Genomic DNA, 19,024 nt, shown 5'->3' with positions numbered 1-19,024 from the left:
TAATATATTTACTTTATATCAATTTCATAAAAAATTATGTCAAATTTATATTATTGAATAAAGTCAATTTTTTTCTTGACGAGATGAAACTTTAATATTTTGAATATGGTTTCAATGTTTAGTTGTAATTAAGTGTTTAAATTTATATTGCTTTTTTTTCTCCAAATATAATATCTTCTGTTTCTTTTGAAATTGTTTTTAATATTTTACTAATATCAAAAACTTGTGAAGATGCTTGAACAGACTTTTCAGCATTTGATAAGTTATTAATTGCAGAAGAGTCTATTCTTGCCATTGCGGTTGCAATTTGTTTTACACCAATTTCTTGTTCCTTTGTTGCTTCTGTTATTTGTTGCATTTGCGTATTTATATTATTTACATCTTGAGTTATTTTTTCAAATGTAGTCGCTACCAATCGAGTTTTTTCCTGGCCTTCTGATACTCTTTGAACTGTGAGTTGTAGAATGTCTTGAACGCTAACTCTGCTTTTTTCTAATAATTCTCTAATTTCATTTGAAGACTTGCCGCTCGTATTCGCAAGATTACCTACTTCTTCTGCTACAACAGCAAAACCTTTTCCGTATTCTCCTGCCCTTGCGGCTTCAATTGATGCATTGAGTGAAAGCAATTCTGTTTTAGAAACAATTTCATTGATAACCATTGTTTTGCTTTCAATTTGTTTAATGATTGTTTCGATATCAGAAAGCCTCTGACTTGATTCTTGAATCGCTTCCATAGATGTTACCATGCGTTTTACGGATTCTTCTCCATTTTGTGTTCCTTCAGCGATGATATGAGCAAGTTCACCTGATTGTTCTGTTAACTTAGATGTTCTTGCAATCATGCTTGTTACTTCTGCAATTGCTGCTGCTGTTTCTTGTATTGAATCAGCCTGAGATCTTGAAGAATTTCCAACTTCTTCGCTCATCTTTGTTAAGTTTAAAGATTTTGATTCCATTTCATTTGAAGAATTTAGTAAAGATGTGGCTATTTTTGATAGAGGTACTGTGATTGAATTTGAAAATAAAGTTGAAATTACCATTAGAAAAATAAAAATGATGGAACAAATAATGCTGATTTCAACAATATAATTTATCTTTTGGTCTGCAATATCATCCATATAAATTCCAGTTCCAATGTACCATTTCCATTCTGGAATTGGTTTGGTAAAAGACATTTTTGGCAAGAAAGAAGTAGACCCAGGTTTTTTTGCTGTGTAATAAAAATACTCTCCAGGACTTTTATTATCCATCATATCATGGAGTCTTTTTAGCATTTCAGGTGCTGTGGGTTGAAGCTGTCCTTTATTTTCAGGCCTTGTTGGATTCACTATTTGTCTTTGATCATAATCATCAATAAAGATATAATTTCCATTTTCGTATCTGAAAAATTCGACGGCATCTGCAGCTGCAGCCATTGCGGCTGTATGTGACATTTTACCTTCTTTTTCAAGCTTAATATATTTATAGACAATATCTTCTGCTACATCCGTTAGTGAATTTATTTTTATTTGTTTTTCTTTCATAAGCCGATTAAGCGCATCATTTGAAAGATAAATTAACACGATATTAAATACGATTATGATTAAAATATTCCAAAATAACATTTTTCTTTTGATACTGAATTTTTTTAGCATTTATATCTCCAAATGTTTGGAACTTTGGAATTTTTAATATTAGTAAGAATTACAAATTATTGTTTTTGATCTAAATAATGAAGATTCCATTTTTTAGAGAGATATTTTATAACTTCTTGGCCACGTACACTATTTCCTGATGGATCTAGTGGAGGAGAAAAAACAACGATAGCCATTTTATTTGGAACAACGGCAAGAATACCTCCACCTACACCACTTTTTGAAGGTATACCAACGTGTACCCACCATTGGCCACTTGTTTCGTAAAGTCCATTTACCGCCATTTCTGAAAGCATGTAGTGCACATAGTTAGCTTCTATAATATTCTGTCGTGTTAAAGGATTTGTCCCGTTATTTGCTAAAGTAGCACCAATAATTGCTAATTGTTTAGTAGTTAGCATAATTGAGCATGCTTTAGTGTAACGATCGAGCGCATCCATTGGCTCACTATTCAACATATTATATGAATTTAATAAACGTGTAATGGCTTGATTTCTTAAATTTGTTGAAGTTTCTGATTTATAGACAGATTCTCCTAGATATAATTTACCGTCACTTAATTTATTTATAAAACTTAAAGCTCTTTCCCATTTTTCAGAGCTTGTTTTTCCCTTTATGAAGCTTGTGACTTGAATTGCACCCGCATTCACCATTGGGTTTTGAATATGGGTTGGATTGTTTTCAATTGATTCTATGGAATTGAATTTATGTCCCGTAGCATCTAAACCAACCTTTTCATTAATAATTTCTCCATTATCTTTTAAAGCAAGGCCATAGATAAGTGGTTTTGAAATGGATTGTATTGAAAAAGGGGTATCTACATTACCAATAGATTCAATTTTTCCTTCATTTGTAGCTATTGCAATTCCAAATAATGAAGAGTTTACTTTTGCCAAATCTGGAATATAATCTGCATTTTTTCCAGTATTCAAATTTTTGAACTTCTCATAACTTTCGCTTAATCCTTGTTTAATTTCGGTATTTGTTAAAGCAAAAATTGAAGAGTTTATTAAAATAATTGAACTTAATAATGATAAATAGATATATTTTTTTTTCATAAAAATTTCCTCTTTTCTTCAATTTAATAAATATATATTTTTATATTATCAAAAAAATATTAAAGTAAAAATGTTGTCAAAAAAATGATATGTAATTGATTTTTTTTGTTTATTTACTGGATGAGGATTGAATAATTTTTTAATTTTTAAATATAAATATGAAAATTTTGAAAATTAAATCCCTCTATTTATTTAGAGGGATGAACTCTGCTTTTTGCAATAATTGTGTACATAGTTGGAACAATAAATAATGTAAATAAAGTACCAATAGATAAACCAGACGCAATAACTAAGCCAATATTAAATCGGCTTGCTGCTCCTGCTCCCGAAGCAATAATTAAAGGGATTACACCTAAAACCATTGCCGCTGTTGTCATTAATATAGGACGTAGTCTTACAGAAGCTGCTTTTTGAATTGCTGCTTGGAGATCAATTTTATCTTTATGTTGCAATTCATTCGCAAATTCAACCATTAAAATACCATGTTTTGTAATAAGACCAATTAAAGTGATTAAGCCAATTTCAGTATAAATATTTATAGTAGCTAATCCCAAATTTAAAGGAATTAAGGCACCACATATCGCCATGGGAACACTAATCATAATAATTAGGGGATCTCGGAAGCTTTCAAATTGCGCGGCAAGAACCAAGAAAATAACGATTAAAGCAAAGGCGAAGGTTGCTATTAATGCATTTCCTTCACTTTGTTCTGTTCTTGAGTCACCAGAAAAATCGTAGGACATGCCACGAGGCATTATTTTTTCAGCTTCATTTTTTAAGAAATTTAAACCTGTAGCTGTTGTTTGACCTGGCATCATGACTGCAGAAAATGTTGCAGAATTTAATTGCTGAAACTGATTTAAAGTATTTGGAACAGAAGCTATTTCATAGCTAACAAAGTTAGATAAAGGAACAAGAGTACCACTTGCATTTCGAATATAAGCTTTGTTGAGCTCGTCTTGATTGCTTCTGTCGGCATCTTTTAATTGAGGAATGACTTGGTAGCTTCTTCCATTCATATTATATAAATTTGTATATGCTCCGCTTAACATAGTTGCTAAAGAATTACCAATTGTTTGCATTGTAATTCCCATTTCAGTGGCTTTGTTTTTATCTATTTTAACATTTAATTGAGGTGATTCGTAGCTTAAATCACTATCAAGTACAATAAATAAACCACTCTTTTTTGCTATTACTTTTAGTTCTTCCATTACACCATAAAGAACTTTATAATCATCCGTTGTTTTTAAAATAAATTGAACTGGAAGTCCATTCGCCCCTGTAGGAAGATCGGGCATAGAAAATATGAAAGATTTTAATCCCGCAATTTGTGATAATTCTTTTTGAATAACTTCTTGTAACTTTATTGCTGAGCGTTTTCGATCGCCCCATGGAGTAAATATAAGTCCTGAAAAAGCAGAGTTTTCAGCACCCATTCCATTTACATTAAAGTTTGCAGCTCTTTCATCGTACTTCTGTAAAATTTTATCTATTTCTGTTGTATATTTTTCAAGATAGCGAACATTAGCATATTGAGGGGCTGTAGAAATCATAGCTAAAAAGCCTTGATCTTCTTTTGGTGCAAGTTCTTTTGGAGTAAGGGCAAATAAGAAATAAACACTGACAAGAATGGCAGAACCAAAAACAATTACTACAGGTTTATATTGAAGAACACTATGAAGTAAATTTTCATACTTATTTTGTAATTGATTAAATTTTTTATCTAACCATTTTGCAAAACCTTTATCGGATGGTTCATGTATTAGAATTTTAGAACACATCATGGGTGATAAAGTTAACGCAATAACTCCAGAAACAACAACGGCAGCAGCAAGGGTAAGAGCAAATTCTTTAAATAATGCTCCTGTTAATCCACCCATAAGACCAATTGGAGCATAAACAGCTCCTAATGTAATAGTCATTGTTATTACTGGAACAGCAATTTCTTGTGCTCCGATAATAGCGGCATCATAAGGTGACTTGCCTTCTTCTATATGACGTTGGATATTTTCAACAACAACAATAGCATCATCAACAACTAATCCAATGGCAAGAACCATGGCTAGCAAAGTTAAAAGGTTAATGGAATAACCTAATAAAAGCATAATGGAACAAACGCCAATAAGTGATAAAGGAATAGTTACAATTGGAATACTAACGGAACGAAGGGATCCTAAAAATAAAAAGATAACAACAATAACAATGAATGTAGCTTCAACCAAAGTTTTAATAACGTCATCGATTGATGCAGAAATAAATTCAGTTGAGTCATATACAATAAGTTGTTTTAAAGACGGAGGAAGATCTTTTTCAATAATAGGGATCATTTTTCTAACGTCTTTAACTACAGTTAATGGATTGGCAGAGGGAACAGGTTGAATTCCAATGAATACACCTTTTTTTCCATTAAAAGTAACAGAAGAAGAATAGCTTTGTGAGCCAAGTTCAACATCGGCAACATCTCTCATGCGAATTAATTTGCCTTTAACTTGTTTTACAACAAGATCTTTGAATTCTTGTTCATTATGTAAATCGGTTTGTGCACTTATATTTGTAATTGTGTATTGGCCTTTTAATTGTCCTGCTGCAGAAAGGTAACTATTCGCGCGCAGTGCTTGGCCAACATCATCTGCAGTTATGCCTAGTGCCGCCATTTTTTGTGGCCTTAGCCAAATACGCATTGCAAAAGGATTTCCGCCTAAAATATCGGCGCTTGCCACACCTGAAACAGACTGCATTTTCGGTTGTACAACACGGCTTAAAAGATCATAAATTTGTGGTCCAGACATTTTATCACTTGAATAACTTATATATAAAGCTGCAAGCGTGCTTCCCGTTGTTTTTGTTATGACAGGATCATTTGCTTCTTTAGGTATAACTGCTCTAACTGCGTTTACTTTTGCTGAGATATCACCAAAAGCTGTTGTCGAATTAAAATTTAATTTTAAGTGAATTTCAATTTTACTTACGCCTTGTGAGCTTGAGGAATTAATATAATCAATTCCTTCTGCAGAAGAGACAGAAGTTTGTATTGGTTGTGTAATAAAGCCTTGCATGAGTTCTGCATTGGCTCCAGGATAAGTTGTCATGACAGTAATAACGGTATTTTCAACTTTAGGATATTGTCTTAAATCCAAGTTAAATACGGATTTTAAGCCCACCATAAATATTAAGATACTGACAACAGTGGCAAGCACTGGCCTTTGGATAAAAATATCAGTGAATTTCATTTTTTTCCTCTGCTAGCTCACACTTTTATAAATTAACAGAATTGTTAATAGCAATTTTAGATCCATCAACTAATTTAAGCTGCCCGCTGCTAACAACAAGATCACCTTCTTTAATTCCTTCAAGAATAACAACGGAGTTGTCGCGTTTTTCACCTGTTTTGACAAAAACTCTTTTAACTGTTCCCAATGGATCTCCTTTATCTGTTTTTTTATCAAGTAAAGTAACAATAAAGGCGGAATCACCATAAAGAGTATAGGTAATTGCTGTTTGAGGTAAAATAATTGAATTAGGAATAATAGGTAGTGCAACTTTTACAGAAGTAAACATACCAGGTAACAATTTATTTTCAGAGTTATCAATTGTAGCTTGTGCATGAATAGTTCTTGTTGCTTCATCTACTTTGGAATCAATGGCATTAATTTTACCCTTAAAAACTAAATTTGGGTAAGCATCAACGTTGATAAGAACTTCTTGGTGTATTGCAATTTTATTTGTGTCTTGTTGTGGCAATGTAATTTGTGCATAAAGTGCATTTGAAGTTTGCAAACTGGCACAAGCAAAACCAGCTTGAATGTATTGGCCAATGTTAACTTGTTTGATTCCAATTTTTCCGCTAAAGGGAGCTCTTATTAGTTTTTTTGCAATCATGGATCGTGCATTTTCGTAATTCGCTTGAAGTTGTTTTACTTTTGAAGCGGAATCATCAACAGATGACTGCGAAGCGGCCCCTTGAGAAAATAATTGTTTAATACGTTTGTCATTCACTTGAGCTAATTGAAGCTGTGCAGAAATATCTTTAAGCTGCGCTTGTTCACTAGAGTCATCAAGTTGTACAAGCGGTTCACCTTGTTTTACAAATTTACCTGAATCAAAATAAATTGCTTTAACTTGTCCAGATGTTTCTGCGCTAATATCCACTCCGTTGATGGAGCTTAAAGAACCTACTGAATTTAAATACGGTTGCCAATTGTCTGATTTTGCTTTTGCAACGGAGACAACAACAGGTGGTGGTTCAAAAGTAGAAAAAAACTTTTTCATAAAGTATTGACGGAGTCCATACCAACCAAAAATAGCACCAAAAACTATAACCAAAGCTGTAATAGTAATACTCATTCGTTTAGACATAGAATTCCTCTTATGTATTTAAAGAACTAGAATTAATTCATATATGTATTTTGAATTGTCTTCAATAGGTTCAGAAAATCTTTATAAGAATATAACTAAATTTTTATTTTTTGGAAATAAAGAACGAATATATTTAAAAAGTAGAATTAATTTTTTTGAAAATGATTAAAGGTAACAAATCATTCAAATATAGATTTATACTTCTATTGAATGATTTGCTTCAAGTGCACCTTTAATTACTTTCTCTTGTTCTATAAAATGTTGTTTTTCAAGTCCTACAGCAGGCGTTGCTCTTCGGCTTCTTCCAAAGTAATAAATTTCATTTTGTATTCCTGACTTTTTAATTACATTATGGAGTTCATTGCGAATATAACTCCAGGCACCCATATTTGCTGGCTCTTCTTGAACCCAACCAATCACTTTTACATTTTTATAGTGAGATAATATGCTTATTGCCTTTTCCATATGAAATGGATAAAGTTGTTCTATACGGATAATTGCAGTTGTTTCTGATTTGTTTTTATATTCATCTTTATCAAGAGCATCAAAAAGATCTAAAGATATTTTTCCTGTACAAAATAATACTCTTTCTACTTTTGATGCTTTAGCTATTCTTGAATCATCTAATATTTCTTCAAAATGCCCAGATGCTAATTCTTCAAGTGTTGTTGCTGCGCGTGGACTTCTTAAGAAACTTTTTGGTGTCATAAGAATTAGCGGTTTTCTAAAATTACGAGTCACTTGTCTTCTTAAGGCATGATAAATTTGAGAAGCATTTGTAAAGTAACAAACCTGCATGTTTCCATTGGCACATAACTGAAGGAATCTCTCAAGACGTGCGCTTGAGTGTTCTGCGCCTTGGCCTTCCATACCATGAGGTAACAATAAGACAAGACCTTGTGTTTGTCCCCATTTTGTTTCACCAGATGCTATAAATTGATCAATAATGACTTGAGCTCCGTTTGCAAAGTCTCCAAATTGTCCTTCCCAGAGAACAAGACCTTTTGCATTTCGTACAGCATAACCATATTCATAGCCCATAGCAGCTTCTTCAGAAAGAAGTGTATTAATAATTTCTACTTTAGAGTTTTCTTTTGCACACTCAGAAATAGAGGTATAGCGTGAGCCATTTTCAAAGTCTACTAAAGTAACATGACGATGAGAAAAAGTACCTCTTTGAGCATCTTCACCCGCTAAACGAACACTATATCCTTCATTTAATAAAGTTGCATATGCTAAGAGTTCTGCCATACCCCAGTCTAACTTTTTGTTACCTTCAGCCATTTCTTTACGTTCAGAGACAATTATGCGTGCTAATTTTGGATTAGGAGTGAATGTTTCAGGTAAATGACAAATTTTTACAGCTAGTTCTTTAATTTTTGTAAGTGAAAGTTGTGTTTTAGCTGGTTTGAGCATTTCTTTTTCTGATGCAAGTTTTAATTCACCTGCTTCTCTTAAAGGAACAAATTGCTCAATATGCATGTGCTCTGATTTTACTTTATCATATACAGCATTCATGTCAGCTCTGTATTTATTATATATAGCTTTTAGTTCATCGTCGATAAAGCTATGACTTGTAGTTAAATACTTAGCGTATTCTTCAAAAGGAGCTAATTTGTCTTTAATTACCTTATAAAGTAACGGTTGGGTAAAAGATGGTTCGTCTGTTTCGTTATGTCCGTATCTTCTAAAGCAAACAAGATCAACATAAAAATCTTTTTTGAATTTATATCTATAATTTGCAGCCATTACCATTAGATTGTGCAATTCATCTAAATTATCTGCATTAATGTGAAATACAGGAGAGCCAGTTACTTTAGCTACATCTGTACAATAAGTAGCTGAGCGAGAGTCAGAAGGATCTGTAGTAAAACCAACCTGATTATTTGCAACAATATGAATTGTACCGCCTACATTATATCCTTGAAGGGACATCATTTGTACATTTTCAAATACAATACCTTGTCCAGAAAAAGCGGCATCACCATGAAGAACAATGCTTGTTACCTTAGAGGTGTCTCCATTATAATACATGGTTTGACGTGCTCTTGTATCACCCATGGCAACACTACCAACGTATTCTAGGTGACTCGGATTAAATGGCATAGATATATTTATTTTTTGGCCATTACGTGTTTGTCTTTCGGACTCATATCCATAATGATATTTAACATCGCAGTCTCCGTGCAAACCATCATGGGGATAACCTTCAAACTCTGTAAATAAACGCTCTAAAGGTTTTCCAATCACATTCACTAAAAAATTTAAACGACCACGATGTGCTATGGCCACAGTACATTCTTGAGCTCCTAATTTAGCAGCTTGTTCCATGTAACTTTCAACGGCAGGAAACTGAGCGTCCGCTCCTTCAATACTAAATCTTTTTTTCCCAATATATTTTGTTGCAATTGTTTTTTCTAAAGAATCTGCTTTAGCAAGTTCATGATAAATTGATTTTTGTGTTTCTTTATCAACAGGGGCATGTATTTTTGCAAATTCAGCATGAAGCCATGCTTTTTCTTCGGGGCATTCAATATGTTCTATTTCAGCACCAACAACACCAGCAAATCTTTTTTGAAGCTCTAAGGAAAGTTCTTCAAATTTCATTATATTTAAGCCAATTAATAAACCAGCCGAAGTTTTTCTTGTGAAATCTTCTTTTGAAATTCCATAAGTTTCTGGAAAAAGAGTAGGAGCTTTAGGTGCTTCGTATCCAAGTGGATTTGTTTTTGCTTGTAAATGTCCATGCGTTTTCCAGGCTTGAACATAAGCGGCAACTTTAAATTCAAAGGAGAGAGAATCTGCATTGATAGAACTTGAAGGCGAATGATCTTTTTCTTTAGATGAATTTTCACCAATGTTTTTTAATAATTCATCATAATGAGATACATTACTTGCAAGAGCAGTAGCTGTACCAAATCCTTCATGAAATCCTTCAAAATAGGATCTCCACTCAATTCCTACTGAATTTGGATCAGAAGAATATCGAGCAAACATCTCTTCTACATAGCCTGCATTGTTTTGAAAAACAGAATTAAAATTACCACTCATAATTGCCGCAAGTCCTTATCAGGAAAGTAAACAGAAATGCAAATGCACCTTGCCCCAGGTTTCCTTGCCTGGTGCTTATGTTGCTGAGACTAACAAATTTAATCGGGTATAAACAATTTTTCTTCATCGGAATCGTAAACAATTAAATTTGCATAACGACACCATTTTAAAAGCGTCTGAAACTGTACGTCATGGTCCTCAAAGGGAAGCATCATTACAATTTGTTCAATCGCTATGTCTGCTTCTAGCCCTTCTTCCCCACTATTTTTAACAAGTTCATAAATTGAATAAACCACTGGGAGTTTTAATATAGCGTAACGCATCATTTTACCACGAGCTTCGGCATCATGTTCTGATGCAAATTTTCTTCCTTCTTCGGTTAATACAACTCGAATACCAGGAGTAATGATAAATCCTAATGTTTCGGCTGCAGCAACAGCTGGTAAAACTTGATCTACGCTTTGTCCCATATCTTCACAAAGATCATACAAATCTGTTGTTTCGACTTCTGTGCTTAACCTACTAACAAGACCTTCGACAAGAGTGAGGTTGGTATTAATTAAAGGTTTTACTCTTTTTGTTTTAGTATGTTGAATATCTTTATTTAATTTGCTCTCTTCCATGTTTTTATCAACAATGGGGGATGTTGTTTTATTTTTATTTTGAATTTCTGTTGGTTTTTGAATGGGTTGAATTTCAGGAGCAATTGTTTCGTATTCGGTATCATCTGTTACTTTATCCAAGTGCAACTGACCGAAGGCTTTTTCAAGTTGTTCTTCAATTTCTTTATATTCTATAGAATTTGGCATTCTTGGTCTGGGTAAATTAATTTCAATGGAACGAAATATAGTACCAGGATTTGAGGATAATATTAATATTCTATCTGCAAGTTGCAGTGCTTCTTCAAATCGGTGTGTTACTAAAACACAAGAGCGAATTTTTCTGTCTGGTTGCGCCCAAAGACGTACAAGTTCTGCCCTTAAAGATTCACTTGTTAATGGGTCTAAGGCTGAAAAGGGTTCATCCATAAACATAATCATAGGGTCGGAGACCATGGCGCGTGCTAGACTTACTCGTTGTCGCATTCCACCGCTCAATTCACGAGGAAAAGCATCTTCAAAACCTTTTAATCCTACCAATTGAATAATGCGGTCAATCCGAACGTGTTGTTCCTGCTTTGTTAACTTAGGCATGGATACAGCTATATTTTCACGAATTGTCATCCAAGGAAATAAAGCAAAATTTTGAAATACAAATGCACTTAATTGCATATTTTCTGGTGAAGGATTTGCGTAACTTACAGTTCCTCTATCTGGACTCAATAATCCAGCCATACAACGTAACAGCGTTGATTTTCCTGATCCAGATAATCCAACAAGAGCTAAAAACTCTCCGTCATATATATCAAGATTTATTCCTTCAAGAACGGTAAACATATTTCCGCTTGGGCGCCTGTAGTCTTTACATAGAGAACGAACGGAAAGAACAATTTTCTTTTTGGACATACTTTTAATCCTTAACTCTTTCGGCATAAATATGTAAAGTGCGCCATAAAGTTCTATTTAAAATTACTAAAGTAACAACAATGCAGATAATGGCTGCAATTAATTTCTGATAATTGCCTTGAGCTGAAGCATTTGCCAATTCGGCTCCAATTCCAAAAGAATGCATTGAGCCCCCAGGAAACTCTACAACTTCAGCAACCATGCTTGCATTCCATGCTCCTCCTGCTGCTGTTATCCAACCTGTAGCGAGTGAGGGTAAAATAGCTGGAAAATATAATTTACTAAAGCGATGCCATAAAGAAAATTTATAAATTTGAGTTACAAATTTTAAATCAGCAGGAATTCTTGATGCTCCACCAATAACATTAAATAAAATATACCATTGGCTACCTACACACATTAATAGTGTTGCATTTATAAAAGGTGGTAAGTTGAGAAAACTAAAACTCAATGTAATAAGTGGAAATAATACAGGAGCAGGAAAGGCAGCAAGATTTTGAATTATAGGCTGACAAATGCGCTCTAGCCTTGGATTTAATCCTAACCATAAGCCAACTGGAATTGTCCAAATTGAGCTTATTAAAATGACAAAAAATACTTTGGATCCTGTTAAAAATACCGCATGAATTAAAGTAAACCAATCTTTATTTGATAAGGAAGCAAGAGACTGTCCAAAAGTAGGTAATTTAGGAAGCAAAGTGAAAACCAGGCCACCAATTGCAAAAGTAACCATTAGTGATAATAAAGAAGATCTTCTAAATTTATTAACATTTTCATCTGAAAACCAATTTTTGGGGCTGATAATTGTTCCCCATTTATCTATATTATCTATTAAATATTTACGAGTTGCACCAGATTCTTTAATAACAGCTTTTGGAAATAAAAATAAAACACTTCGTTTGAAAAAACTGGAAATAAAATCGGGAATACTTGTTTGGCGAATGATATTTAAAAACCAACTTTCCTCTTCTATGCCTTTTCCATCATCACCATCGCGGTAACGAGTAACCCATGCAATCAAAGGTTTCCAAAGAAGGAGATCGGTTCCTATAATAATTATTAATAACGTAACTAAGCCTATGCTAAAATTAAAATAATTTCCTGTTGCAAAAGTTTCTGAAAGGTAACTACCTAAACCCGGTAAACGAAAGTCTTTGTTACCTAATGTGAAAGCTTCACATGTTGTTAGAAAAAACCATCCCCCAGCCATGGACATCATTCCATTATAAATTAATGGGCGATAACCATTTGGTAAGTCAACAAAAAAGAATTTTTGTACTTGAGATAATTTATAAATTTTCGCAACTTCTTTAAACTCAGGCTGAAGAGTCCTTTGGGATTCATAATAGGCAAATGCTAAATTCCACACCTGACCTGTAAATATGGTTAATATACAAGCAATTTCTAATCCCCAGCGGCTGCCTTGAAAAACAGATATGAGTGCAAGAACAAAACCTGGTAAAAAGGCAACAACAGGTAAACTTTGCAAAACATCTAATAATGGGATTAAAAATCGTTCAAAAGTTTTATTATTTGCAGCTATAGTGCCATAAATAACGGCAAAAATATAACTAAAAATGAGCGCAAATAAACTTCTTACTAAGGATAAAAGTGAATAACTGGGTAATGAAGATAAAGATGTATTTATTTCAACTTTTTCAAGATAAGCAGAACTTCCTAAGCTAAAAAAATTAGCAAAACCCATCCCTAAAATAATAACAACGAGAATAACAATAAAGTCGGCTCTAAAAAAAGCACCACGGGTTGCTTGCACTTTTGCAAATTGTGTCATGCTCACCTCTTGGATGGAATGATAACAAGCCCTATTTGGGTTAACTTCATCTGTAAAGCATAGTGACTGATATAAAAGCAAGGTATTCAGAAACAAATTCTAAAACTTTTTAATTTCTATTGCTAACGTATAGATATAGGGGGGAAGAGGATCAATGACAAACTCTTTTTCATTTCTTTTTGGGTATTGAGGAAATAGGACGTAACCTTCCATGGGACTATAAAAATATTTTCCATTTTCAAGAGTTCCCATTATTTTATTTTTTTCTATTTTTTGTAAATTAAAAAGACTATTTACTAATTTCATTTTATCATTTGCGAACATTTCTTTGTGTTTAATTGCTAAAAATTGAAAATCTTGATTCTTTTTTGCTAATGTATTTAGTGATTTTTTTTTCAAAAAAATTTCGTCCATGACATAAAGGGCTTTTTTTATTGCTCTATAACAAACAATCTCCGAATTTTTATGAAAACCTTGTTCTCCTAGCTCTAAGGTAATACCTGGTTTGTTTAATGATCTCATATATTCATCTGAGCACATGCCTTCTTGAGAATAGGGCTTATTGCTTTTTCTTGTAACAAAATATTTACTATTTCCAATGGCACGTGCCCATAAATAACTTTCTTGGTGCATTGCGAATATATAAAAAGGTTCCTTACAGGGCATTGTTGTTTGATGAAAATCGATAAATACGTCGCTAATATCAAGAATTTTTTTTATTTCAAATGCTCTTTGTTTCTCAATAGAATTTTTATAATCTAAATTTTTTCCAAAACTTCTATTTAAATCGTCTTGAAGATACCTTTTATTTTCAAATGATGCTTTTTTGTTTCCTAAAATAAAACTTATTTTTCCTTCGTAATTAATTTTTTTAGTAATAAGATGATCAATTAATTTCAGTATAGCAGGCAGAGAGCCAACTTCATTTCCATGAATGATGCTACTTATGGAAATATGTCCATCATGATTCCCAAAATCAAAAAAAACACTATCAGGGATATTTCCTGGGTGCTTTTTTTCATGATTTTCGAATTGACGAATGAGATCCGTTAACATAAAAACCTAATTAGATAGTTAATATTATTGAATTATTATTGTGTCTAAAAAAAATAAATTTGTCAAATCTTGAAATATTTGATTTTATATTTATAGCTTTAGTGGATGTTTTTTGTTAGGTTGAATTAGGTCTCTTTTTTCAGAATGGAATTTACATGCTGGGATCAATATTATTAAGTTTAAGAGTTGTTCTTATATTTATGGTTTTTTTTCTATTAAGTTTTATTTTTATGTTTGTCTTTTTAATTCGATTTAAAAACACAAGTAATAATTTAATTTTTGGAAAAACATTTTCATATATATCAATTAAAATTCTAAGAATTAAAGTGAATTTAAGAGGGGAGCAAATCCTTCAAAATCACAAACATTCTGTTATTATTGCAAACCATCAATCCTATTTTGATGCAATCGTTTTTGGAGCTATTATTCCGCCTAACACATTGATAATTGGGAAAAAATCTCTAATTTGGTTTCCGTTGTTTGGATGGGTATTTTATTTGGCAGGTAATTTACTGTTAAATCGTAAAAATCATAAAAAAGCCATGGGAACAATGAGAAATGTAGATATCGCTTTACAAAATGGATCTTCTCTATGGATTTTTCCTGAAGGAACGAGAAGTCATGGGAGAGGATTGAAAGATTTTAAAAAAGGAGCATTTTACGCTGCTTTGCAAAATAATGTTCCTTTACAACCAATTGTTGTAAGTACTCTTAAAGATTCTCTCAATTTCAAAAAGTGGAACCCCGGTAAAATACTTGTAGAAGTTCTTGAACCTATTCAAACGAAAGGGGTTTCTGTAGAAGAAATCACAAGTCTTATGACGCGCGCTCATGAAATTATGAAAAATAAAATTACGGTATTAGATAACGAATTAAGTACTCAAGCATTAGGAAGCAAAATTGCATCCGTTTCTGCTTCTTCATAACCAATTGGATTACAATTTCTTTTATTTGTTTTTTTATTAATATAAATTTTACGTTCTTCTGGACAGTATCGTTCAGAGGAAAATATAGTTTTAATTCTTGTGCAAGAGCTAAATAGCGTTAAAAACGCAATAAATAATATTGAGAACTTAAATTTCATTCCGTTTCCTTATTATAAGAGTACTGATTCATTTAAATATACAGCAATTTTTATACCATTTTTAAGTAATTCATATTGTTAAATTAAAGTAAATTTAATGTCTAAAATATCTACATTTTATTTATTATTGGCAAATAAATAGACAATTTTTTATAAGCACTAAAAAAACCCATAATTTTTTCAGAAAAGTTAAAAGGAGTTAAAGCAATAATAATTATTATTTTAATCTTTAAATAATTCGTGATTTGTTTTTTAAATATAAATAAAATATTTATTTACAAAAAAACATTTATTAATAAAATAATTTAAATCGTTTATCAAATATAATAAATTTTATCTTTATTTATTAAAAATATTACAGTAACTAATTTTTTTTAAATTACGAAAATTTTTTAAAATATTTTCGTCTTTCCTTTTGTGTGTTTTCGATTTGGAACAAGATTATGAATAAGTATTTTATAATATATTTGATTTTATTTTCATCTTTTAATGAACAAATTCAAGCAAAAATAATTGGATTTAGGGATGATTATCCTTTTATAAATCACCTAAAAAAAGATTTAGAAGGGATGATAGAATTTGTGCAATCAAGATCTATTATGCCTAATGATTCATTACAATTGGTAACAAACCGTCGGGCTCTTCTTTTATTCACTCCAAAATATTCAAATAAAATTGAAGAAATTCAAGTTACTGGTATTTATAATGGAAAAGAAATTGGTAAATTAATGATGAATTCCCCCTCTTTTTTTCCAGCAACCGATCAAGATAATTCAATGGAAAATAATCTTCCAAGAGTTAAATATTCGACAAAAGCATGGAGTATTCAATTACCTGCTTCATGGATGAAGCAGGGATTGTCTTTAAAATTTATCGATCAAAATGGAAACGTAGGTATTTTAGAGCAAGATCAATTTAATTTTGGTGCAGCTTCAGAATTATTTTTGACAAATTTTCGCTTGGGTATGTTAAGTAAATTAAGAGATCCTGAAGAGCTTGAGTTAGATCCTTTAAATGAAGCAAATGATTATTTTCAAACTATACCAGTAGCAAAATTAAAATTGGGAACTTTTTTACCTTTAGAAATAAAAGATAAAATAGTGATGCCAGATGGTAGAATATATACTCCCGATAATTTGAGTGATTCAGAAGGGGGATGGCATACAGGCGATATGCGTGAAAATATTTTAAAAGGATTATTTGGTGCTGGTATAAATCGAGCTAATTATGGTATTTTTAGTTCAAATACAATTGAACAAAGTCACTTTAATTTTAAACAAATTCAAATCCATCGAGGCACCGGTAGCTATAAAAATGGAAAAAATATAAAACATGGATTAAGTGGTGGGAATGGACTGGCAACATTGGATTCAACAAAAGGGAATGAATTTAGTCATGAATTAGGTCACTCTTTTTTAGTAGATCATTATCATGGTGGTGAAGAAAATAACTCTCAGAATGAATACACAGGTTGGGGTTATGATGCCAATCGAAATGTAATGCTTGGTTCCTTGTTATGGAAAAAAAGGTCTGACAAACAAAATAAAGTAACTTGGAAAAATCTTTATGATTTTAATACCCACCCAATGGCTAGTGCGGAAGAAAATGGAAATGTATCAAAATATACTCAATTCACTAATTATACTTCAGAAGTTGTTCAAAAAGATTTAGCTAAATATTCTGTTATTTCAAAAGAAAGTCCAACAGGATATATGGTTTGGAATGAATACTTTAAACAAATGATTATTCATTGGAAAACAAATTATCCTGTGCCTAAGTATTTTGATGTTCCTATTATGACATTGGTTGGATTTTATGATCCTATAGGGCAAATGCCAAGTCATATATATCCGGCATTATATGGAAATCTTGGATACGTTTATTCGTTTGACAATGACAAGAATACAAAATGCTGGTTATCTGTTCATTCTAGTAATGGAACAGAAGATGTTAAGCTAGAAAGTTATAGATTTAATAAAGAAAAAATGAATATGTTTCATATAAATTTTTTATATGAAAATATAGATTATTATAGTGCAAAAATATTTTGTAATATAAATGGAGAAAATAAAGAACTTTCTCAAATTGATATAAAATCGCCAATAAATAAATTACCCAGTCCTGTTATAATATCAGATATTCATGAATCGCAAAATAATAAATTACTGCGGTTTCTTAAATTGAAATTATTAGATAGTCATTATTATAATGCAGATCATTCTAGTATTTCAGAAATCTATTTAGCTGATGAAAATAATAATAAAATATTAAAGAAAAATTGGTCTATTAAGTATGTAACAAGTGAAGAAAATATAGGAAAATTTCATGCAAAAAATGCTATAGATGAAAACCCTAACACATTTTGGCATACTGAATATTCAAATGGCTGGAATAATGGAAACCCTATTCCTTTTCCGCATGAAATTATAATAGATTTAGGTGATTATTATGATTTAAAAAAATATCGATTAATTGTATACCAAGATAAAGGCTATAATAACTTTAAGAATTATATGATATTTGCTTCAAATAATTTTGAAAATTGGGAGATATTAGCTAAAGGTGAATTTCAAAACTATCAACATAATAATTTCATTAATTTAAATCAATATTCTGAATATTATTTAGAAAATGAAGTTAAAAAAAGAAAAAAAAGAAATACGAGTGAAAAAAATAAACAAGAAGATGTTTTATTTTATCAAATCAAAAATAAAAATAGTAATTTTTGTTTATCAATTTTGAACAATAAATTAGGATATGATTACTGTAATCAAAATGATATAACTCAATTTTGGAATTTTAGTGTCTCAGGAGAAATTAAAAATAAATCAAATAATATGTGTGTACACGTTTCAAATTATAAAAATTTAGAAAAATTAACTTTTATAAATTGTAAAGATTCTGCTAAATGGAAGTATTTAGATAATAAAAGTATTGTAGCGCTTTCTAATAAAAATTATGTCTTAGACAATGCAGGAAATAATGAAGTTGTATTATACCGCTATCACGGAGGATCAAACCAACTATGGGATACGGTAATTAATCAAAATATAGAAAATCTAAATAAAAATAAAATTTCTGAAAATTCAACTTCTTCTCAAAGCAAAAAAATAAACAAGATCGATGTTACTTTTAAAAGCAATTCAGAAACCATATCAGGCTATTTATATATTGGTAATAACCCTGAAATCAATTTATATCAAAAGGGAGTATTAGATTCAGATTCAAACATTTCTTTTAAAATTAAAGAAAAACCAAGTTGTGGAATTCTTTCTATTGCTGAATCTTATGGAGGTTTTGTTTATGGTAAAGATTTAAAAAAATGTAATGAAATAAATAAAGACATAGCTGTCATTGAAGTTAAACAAGAAAAAAATTCTAATATAAAATGGTTCTATTTATCTGTTCAATTTATTACAAATTCGAAATAAAAAAAAGTCCTTCTCCAATTAAATGAGAAGGACTTTAAAATCATTATAAAAGGGG

The 19,024-nt window shown here is 31.3% G+C and carries 11 protein-coding genes; 2 read left to right on the top strand and 9 right to left on the bottom strand.

Annotation, left to right across the window (positions count from 1 at the left end; genetic code table 11):
• Nucleotides 1-142: 142 nt before the first annotated feature.
• From GCL60_RS03520 to GCL60_RS03485, 8 genes are all read right to left on the bottom strand, one after another.
• Nucleotides 143-1,636 carry a methyl-accepting chemotaxis protein gene (locus GCL60_RS03520; protein ID WP_153418484.1) on the bottom strand — a complete coding sequence of 498 codons (1,494 nt, stop codon included), beginning with the start codon at nt 1,634-1,636 and terminating at the stop codon, nt 143-145.
• Nucleotides 1,637-1,692: 56 nt separating this feature from the next.
• Nucleotides 1,693-2,694, bottom strand: coding sequence for a glutaminase A (glsA, locus tag GCL60_RS03515; protein WP_153418483.1), 1,002 nt, complete (start codon nt 2,692-2,694; stop codon nt 1,693-1,695).
• A 188-nt stretch (nt 2,695-2,882) separates the two neighbouring features.
• On the bottom strand, nt 2,883-5,924 hold the full coding sequence (locus GCL60_RS03510; protein WP_153418482.1) for an efflux RND transporter permease subunit: 3,042 nt from the start codon (nt 5,922-5,924) through the stop codon (nt 2,883-2,885).
• Nucleotides 5,925-5,949: 25 nt separating this feature from the next.
• Nucleotides 5,950-7,050 (bottom strand): efflux RND transporter periplasmic adaptor subunit, encoded by a 1,101-nt coding sequence (locus GCL60_RS03505; protein WP_153418481.1) that lies wholly within the window; start codon nt 7,048-7,050, stop codon nt 5,950-5,952.
• 195 nt (nt 7,051-7,245) lie between these two features.
• Entirely contained in the window at nt 7,246-10,101 is a 2,856-nt protein-coding gene (locus GCL60_RS03500; RefSeq protein WP_153418480.1) for a 2-oxoglutarate dehydrogenase E1 component, read from the bottom strand.
• Between the two features lie 98 nt (nt 10,102-10,199).
• Entirely contained in the window at nt 10,200-11,606 is a 1,407-nt protein-coding gene (locus tag GCL60_RS03495; RefSeq protein WP_161998058.1) for an ATP-binding cassette domain-containing protein, read from the bottom strand.
• A 4-nt stretch (nt 11,607-11,610) separates the two neighbouring features.
• A complete protein-coding gene (locus GCL60_RS03490; protein ID WP_153418478.1) occupies nt 11,611-13,398 on the bottom strand; it encodes an ABC transporter permease subunit in 1,788 nt (595 codons plus the stop codon).
• 99 nt (nt 13,399-13,497) lie between these two features.
• Nucleotides 13,498-14,454, bottom strand: coding sequence for a succinylglutamate desuccinylase/aspartoacylase domain-containing protein (locus tag GCL60_RS03485; RefSeq protein WP_153418477.1), 957 nt, complete (start codon nt 14,452-14,454; stop codon nt 13,498-13,500).
• Nucleotides 14,455-14,609: 155 nt separating this feature from the next.
• Between GCL60_RS03485 and GCL60_RS03480 the strand changes: the two genes are divergently transcribed.
• Complete coding sequence (locus GCL60_RS03480; RefSeq protein WP_153418476.1) at nt 14,610-15,380, top strand: lysophospholipid acyltransferase family protein; 771 nt, start codon at nt 14,610-14,612, stop codon at nt 15,378-15,380.
• Here GCL60_RS03480 and GCL60_RS03475 read toward each other — a convergent pair.
• Nucleotides 15,335-15,538, bottom strand: a complete 204-nt coding sequence (locus tag GCL60_RS03475; protein ID WP_153418475.1) for a hypothetical protein — start codon at nt 15,536-15,538, stop codon at nt 15,335-15,337. The genes GCL60_RS03480 and GCL60_RS03475 overlap by 46 nt on opposite strands.
• A gap of 443 nt (nt 15,539-15,981) precedes the next feature.
• On the opposite strand from GCL60_RS03475, the gene GCL60_RS03470 reads away from it, so the two are divergent.
• Complete coding sequence (locus GCL60_RS03470; RefSeq protein ID WP_153418474.1) at nt 15,982-18,969, top strand: M66 family metalloprotease; 2,988 nt, start codon at nt 15,982-15,984, stop codon at nt 18,967-18,969.
• Nucleotides 18,970-19,024: the final 55 nt, after the last annotated feature.

It is taken from the genome of Silvanigrella paludirubra (assembly GCF_009208775.1).
Classification (GTDB): domain Bacteria; phylum Bdellovibrionota_B; class Oligoflexia; order Silvanigrellales; family Silvanigrellaceae; genus Silvanigrella; species Silvanigrella paludirubra.
This window is presented reverse-complemented; position numbering and strand designations above follow the sequence as displayed.

Excerpts from the sequence above, each read along its gene's own strand:
- GCL60_RS03470 (WP_153418474.1), top strand. The coding sequence starts at position 15,982 with ATGAATAAGTATTTTATAATATATTTGATTTTATTTTCATCTTTTAAT.
- GCL60_RS03485 (WP_153418477.1), bottom strand. The coding sequence starts at position 14,454 with ATGTTAACGGATCTCATTCGTCAATTCGAAAATCATGAAAAAAAGCAC.
- GCL60_RS03495 (WP_161998058.1), bottom strand. The coding sequence starts at position 11,606 with ATGTCCAAAAAGAAAATTGTTCTTTCCGTTCGTTCTCTATGTAAAGAC.
- GCL60_RS03510 (WP_153418482.1), bottom strand. The coding sequence starts at position 5,924 with ATGAAATTCACTGATATTTTTATCCAAAGGCCAGTGCTTGCCACTGTT.
- glsA (WP_153418483.1), bottom strand. The coding sequence starts at position 2,694 with ATGAAAAAAAAATATATCTATTTATCATTATTAAGTTCAATTATTTTA.
- GCL60_RS03500 (WP_153418480.1), bottom strand. The coding sequence starts at position 10,101 with ATGAGTGGTAATTTTAATTCTGTTTTTCAAAACAATGCAGGCTATGTA.
- GCL60_RS03520 (WP_153418484.1), bottom strand. The coding sequence starts at position 1,636 with ATGCTAAAAAAATTCAGTATCAAAAGAAAAATGTTATTTTGGAATATT.
- GCL60_RS03475 (WP_153418475.1), bottom strand. The coding sequence starts at position 15,538 with ATGAAATTTAAGTTCTCAATATTATTTATTGCGTTTTTAACGCTATTT.
- GCL60_RS03505 (WP_153418481.1), bottom strand. The coding sequence starts at position 7,050 with ATGTCTAAACGAATGAGTATTACTATTACAGCTTTGGTTATAGTTTTT.
- GCL60_RS03480 (WP_153418476.1), top strand. The coding sequence starts at position 14,610 with ATGCTGGGATCAATATTATTAAGTTTAAGAGTTGTTCTTATATTTATG.
- GCL60_RS03490 (WP_153418478.1), bottom strand. The coding sequence starts at position 13,398 with ATGACACAATTTGCAAAAGTGCAAGCAACCCGTGGTGCTTTTTTTAGA.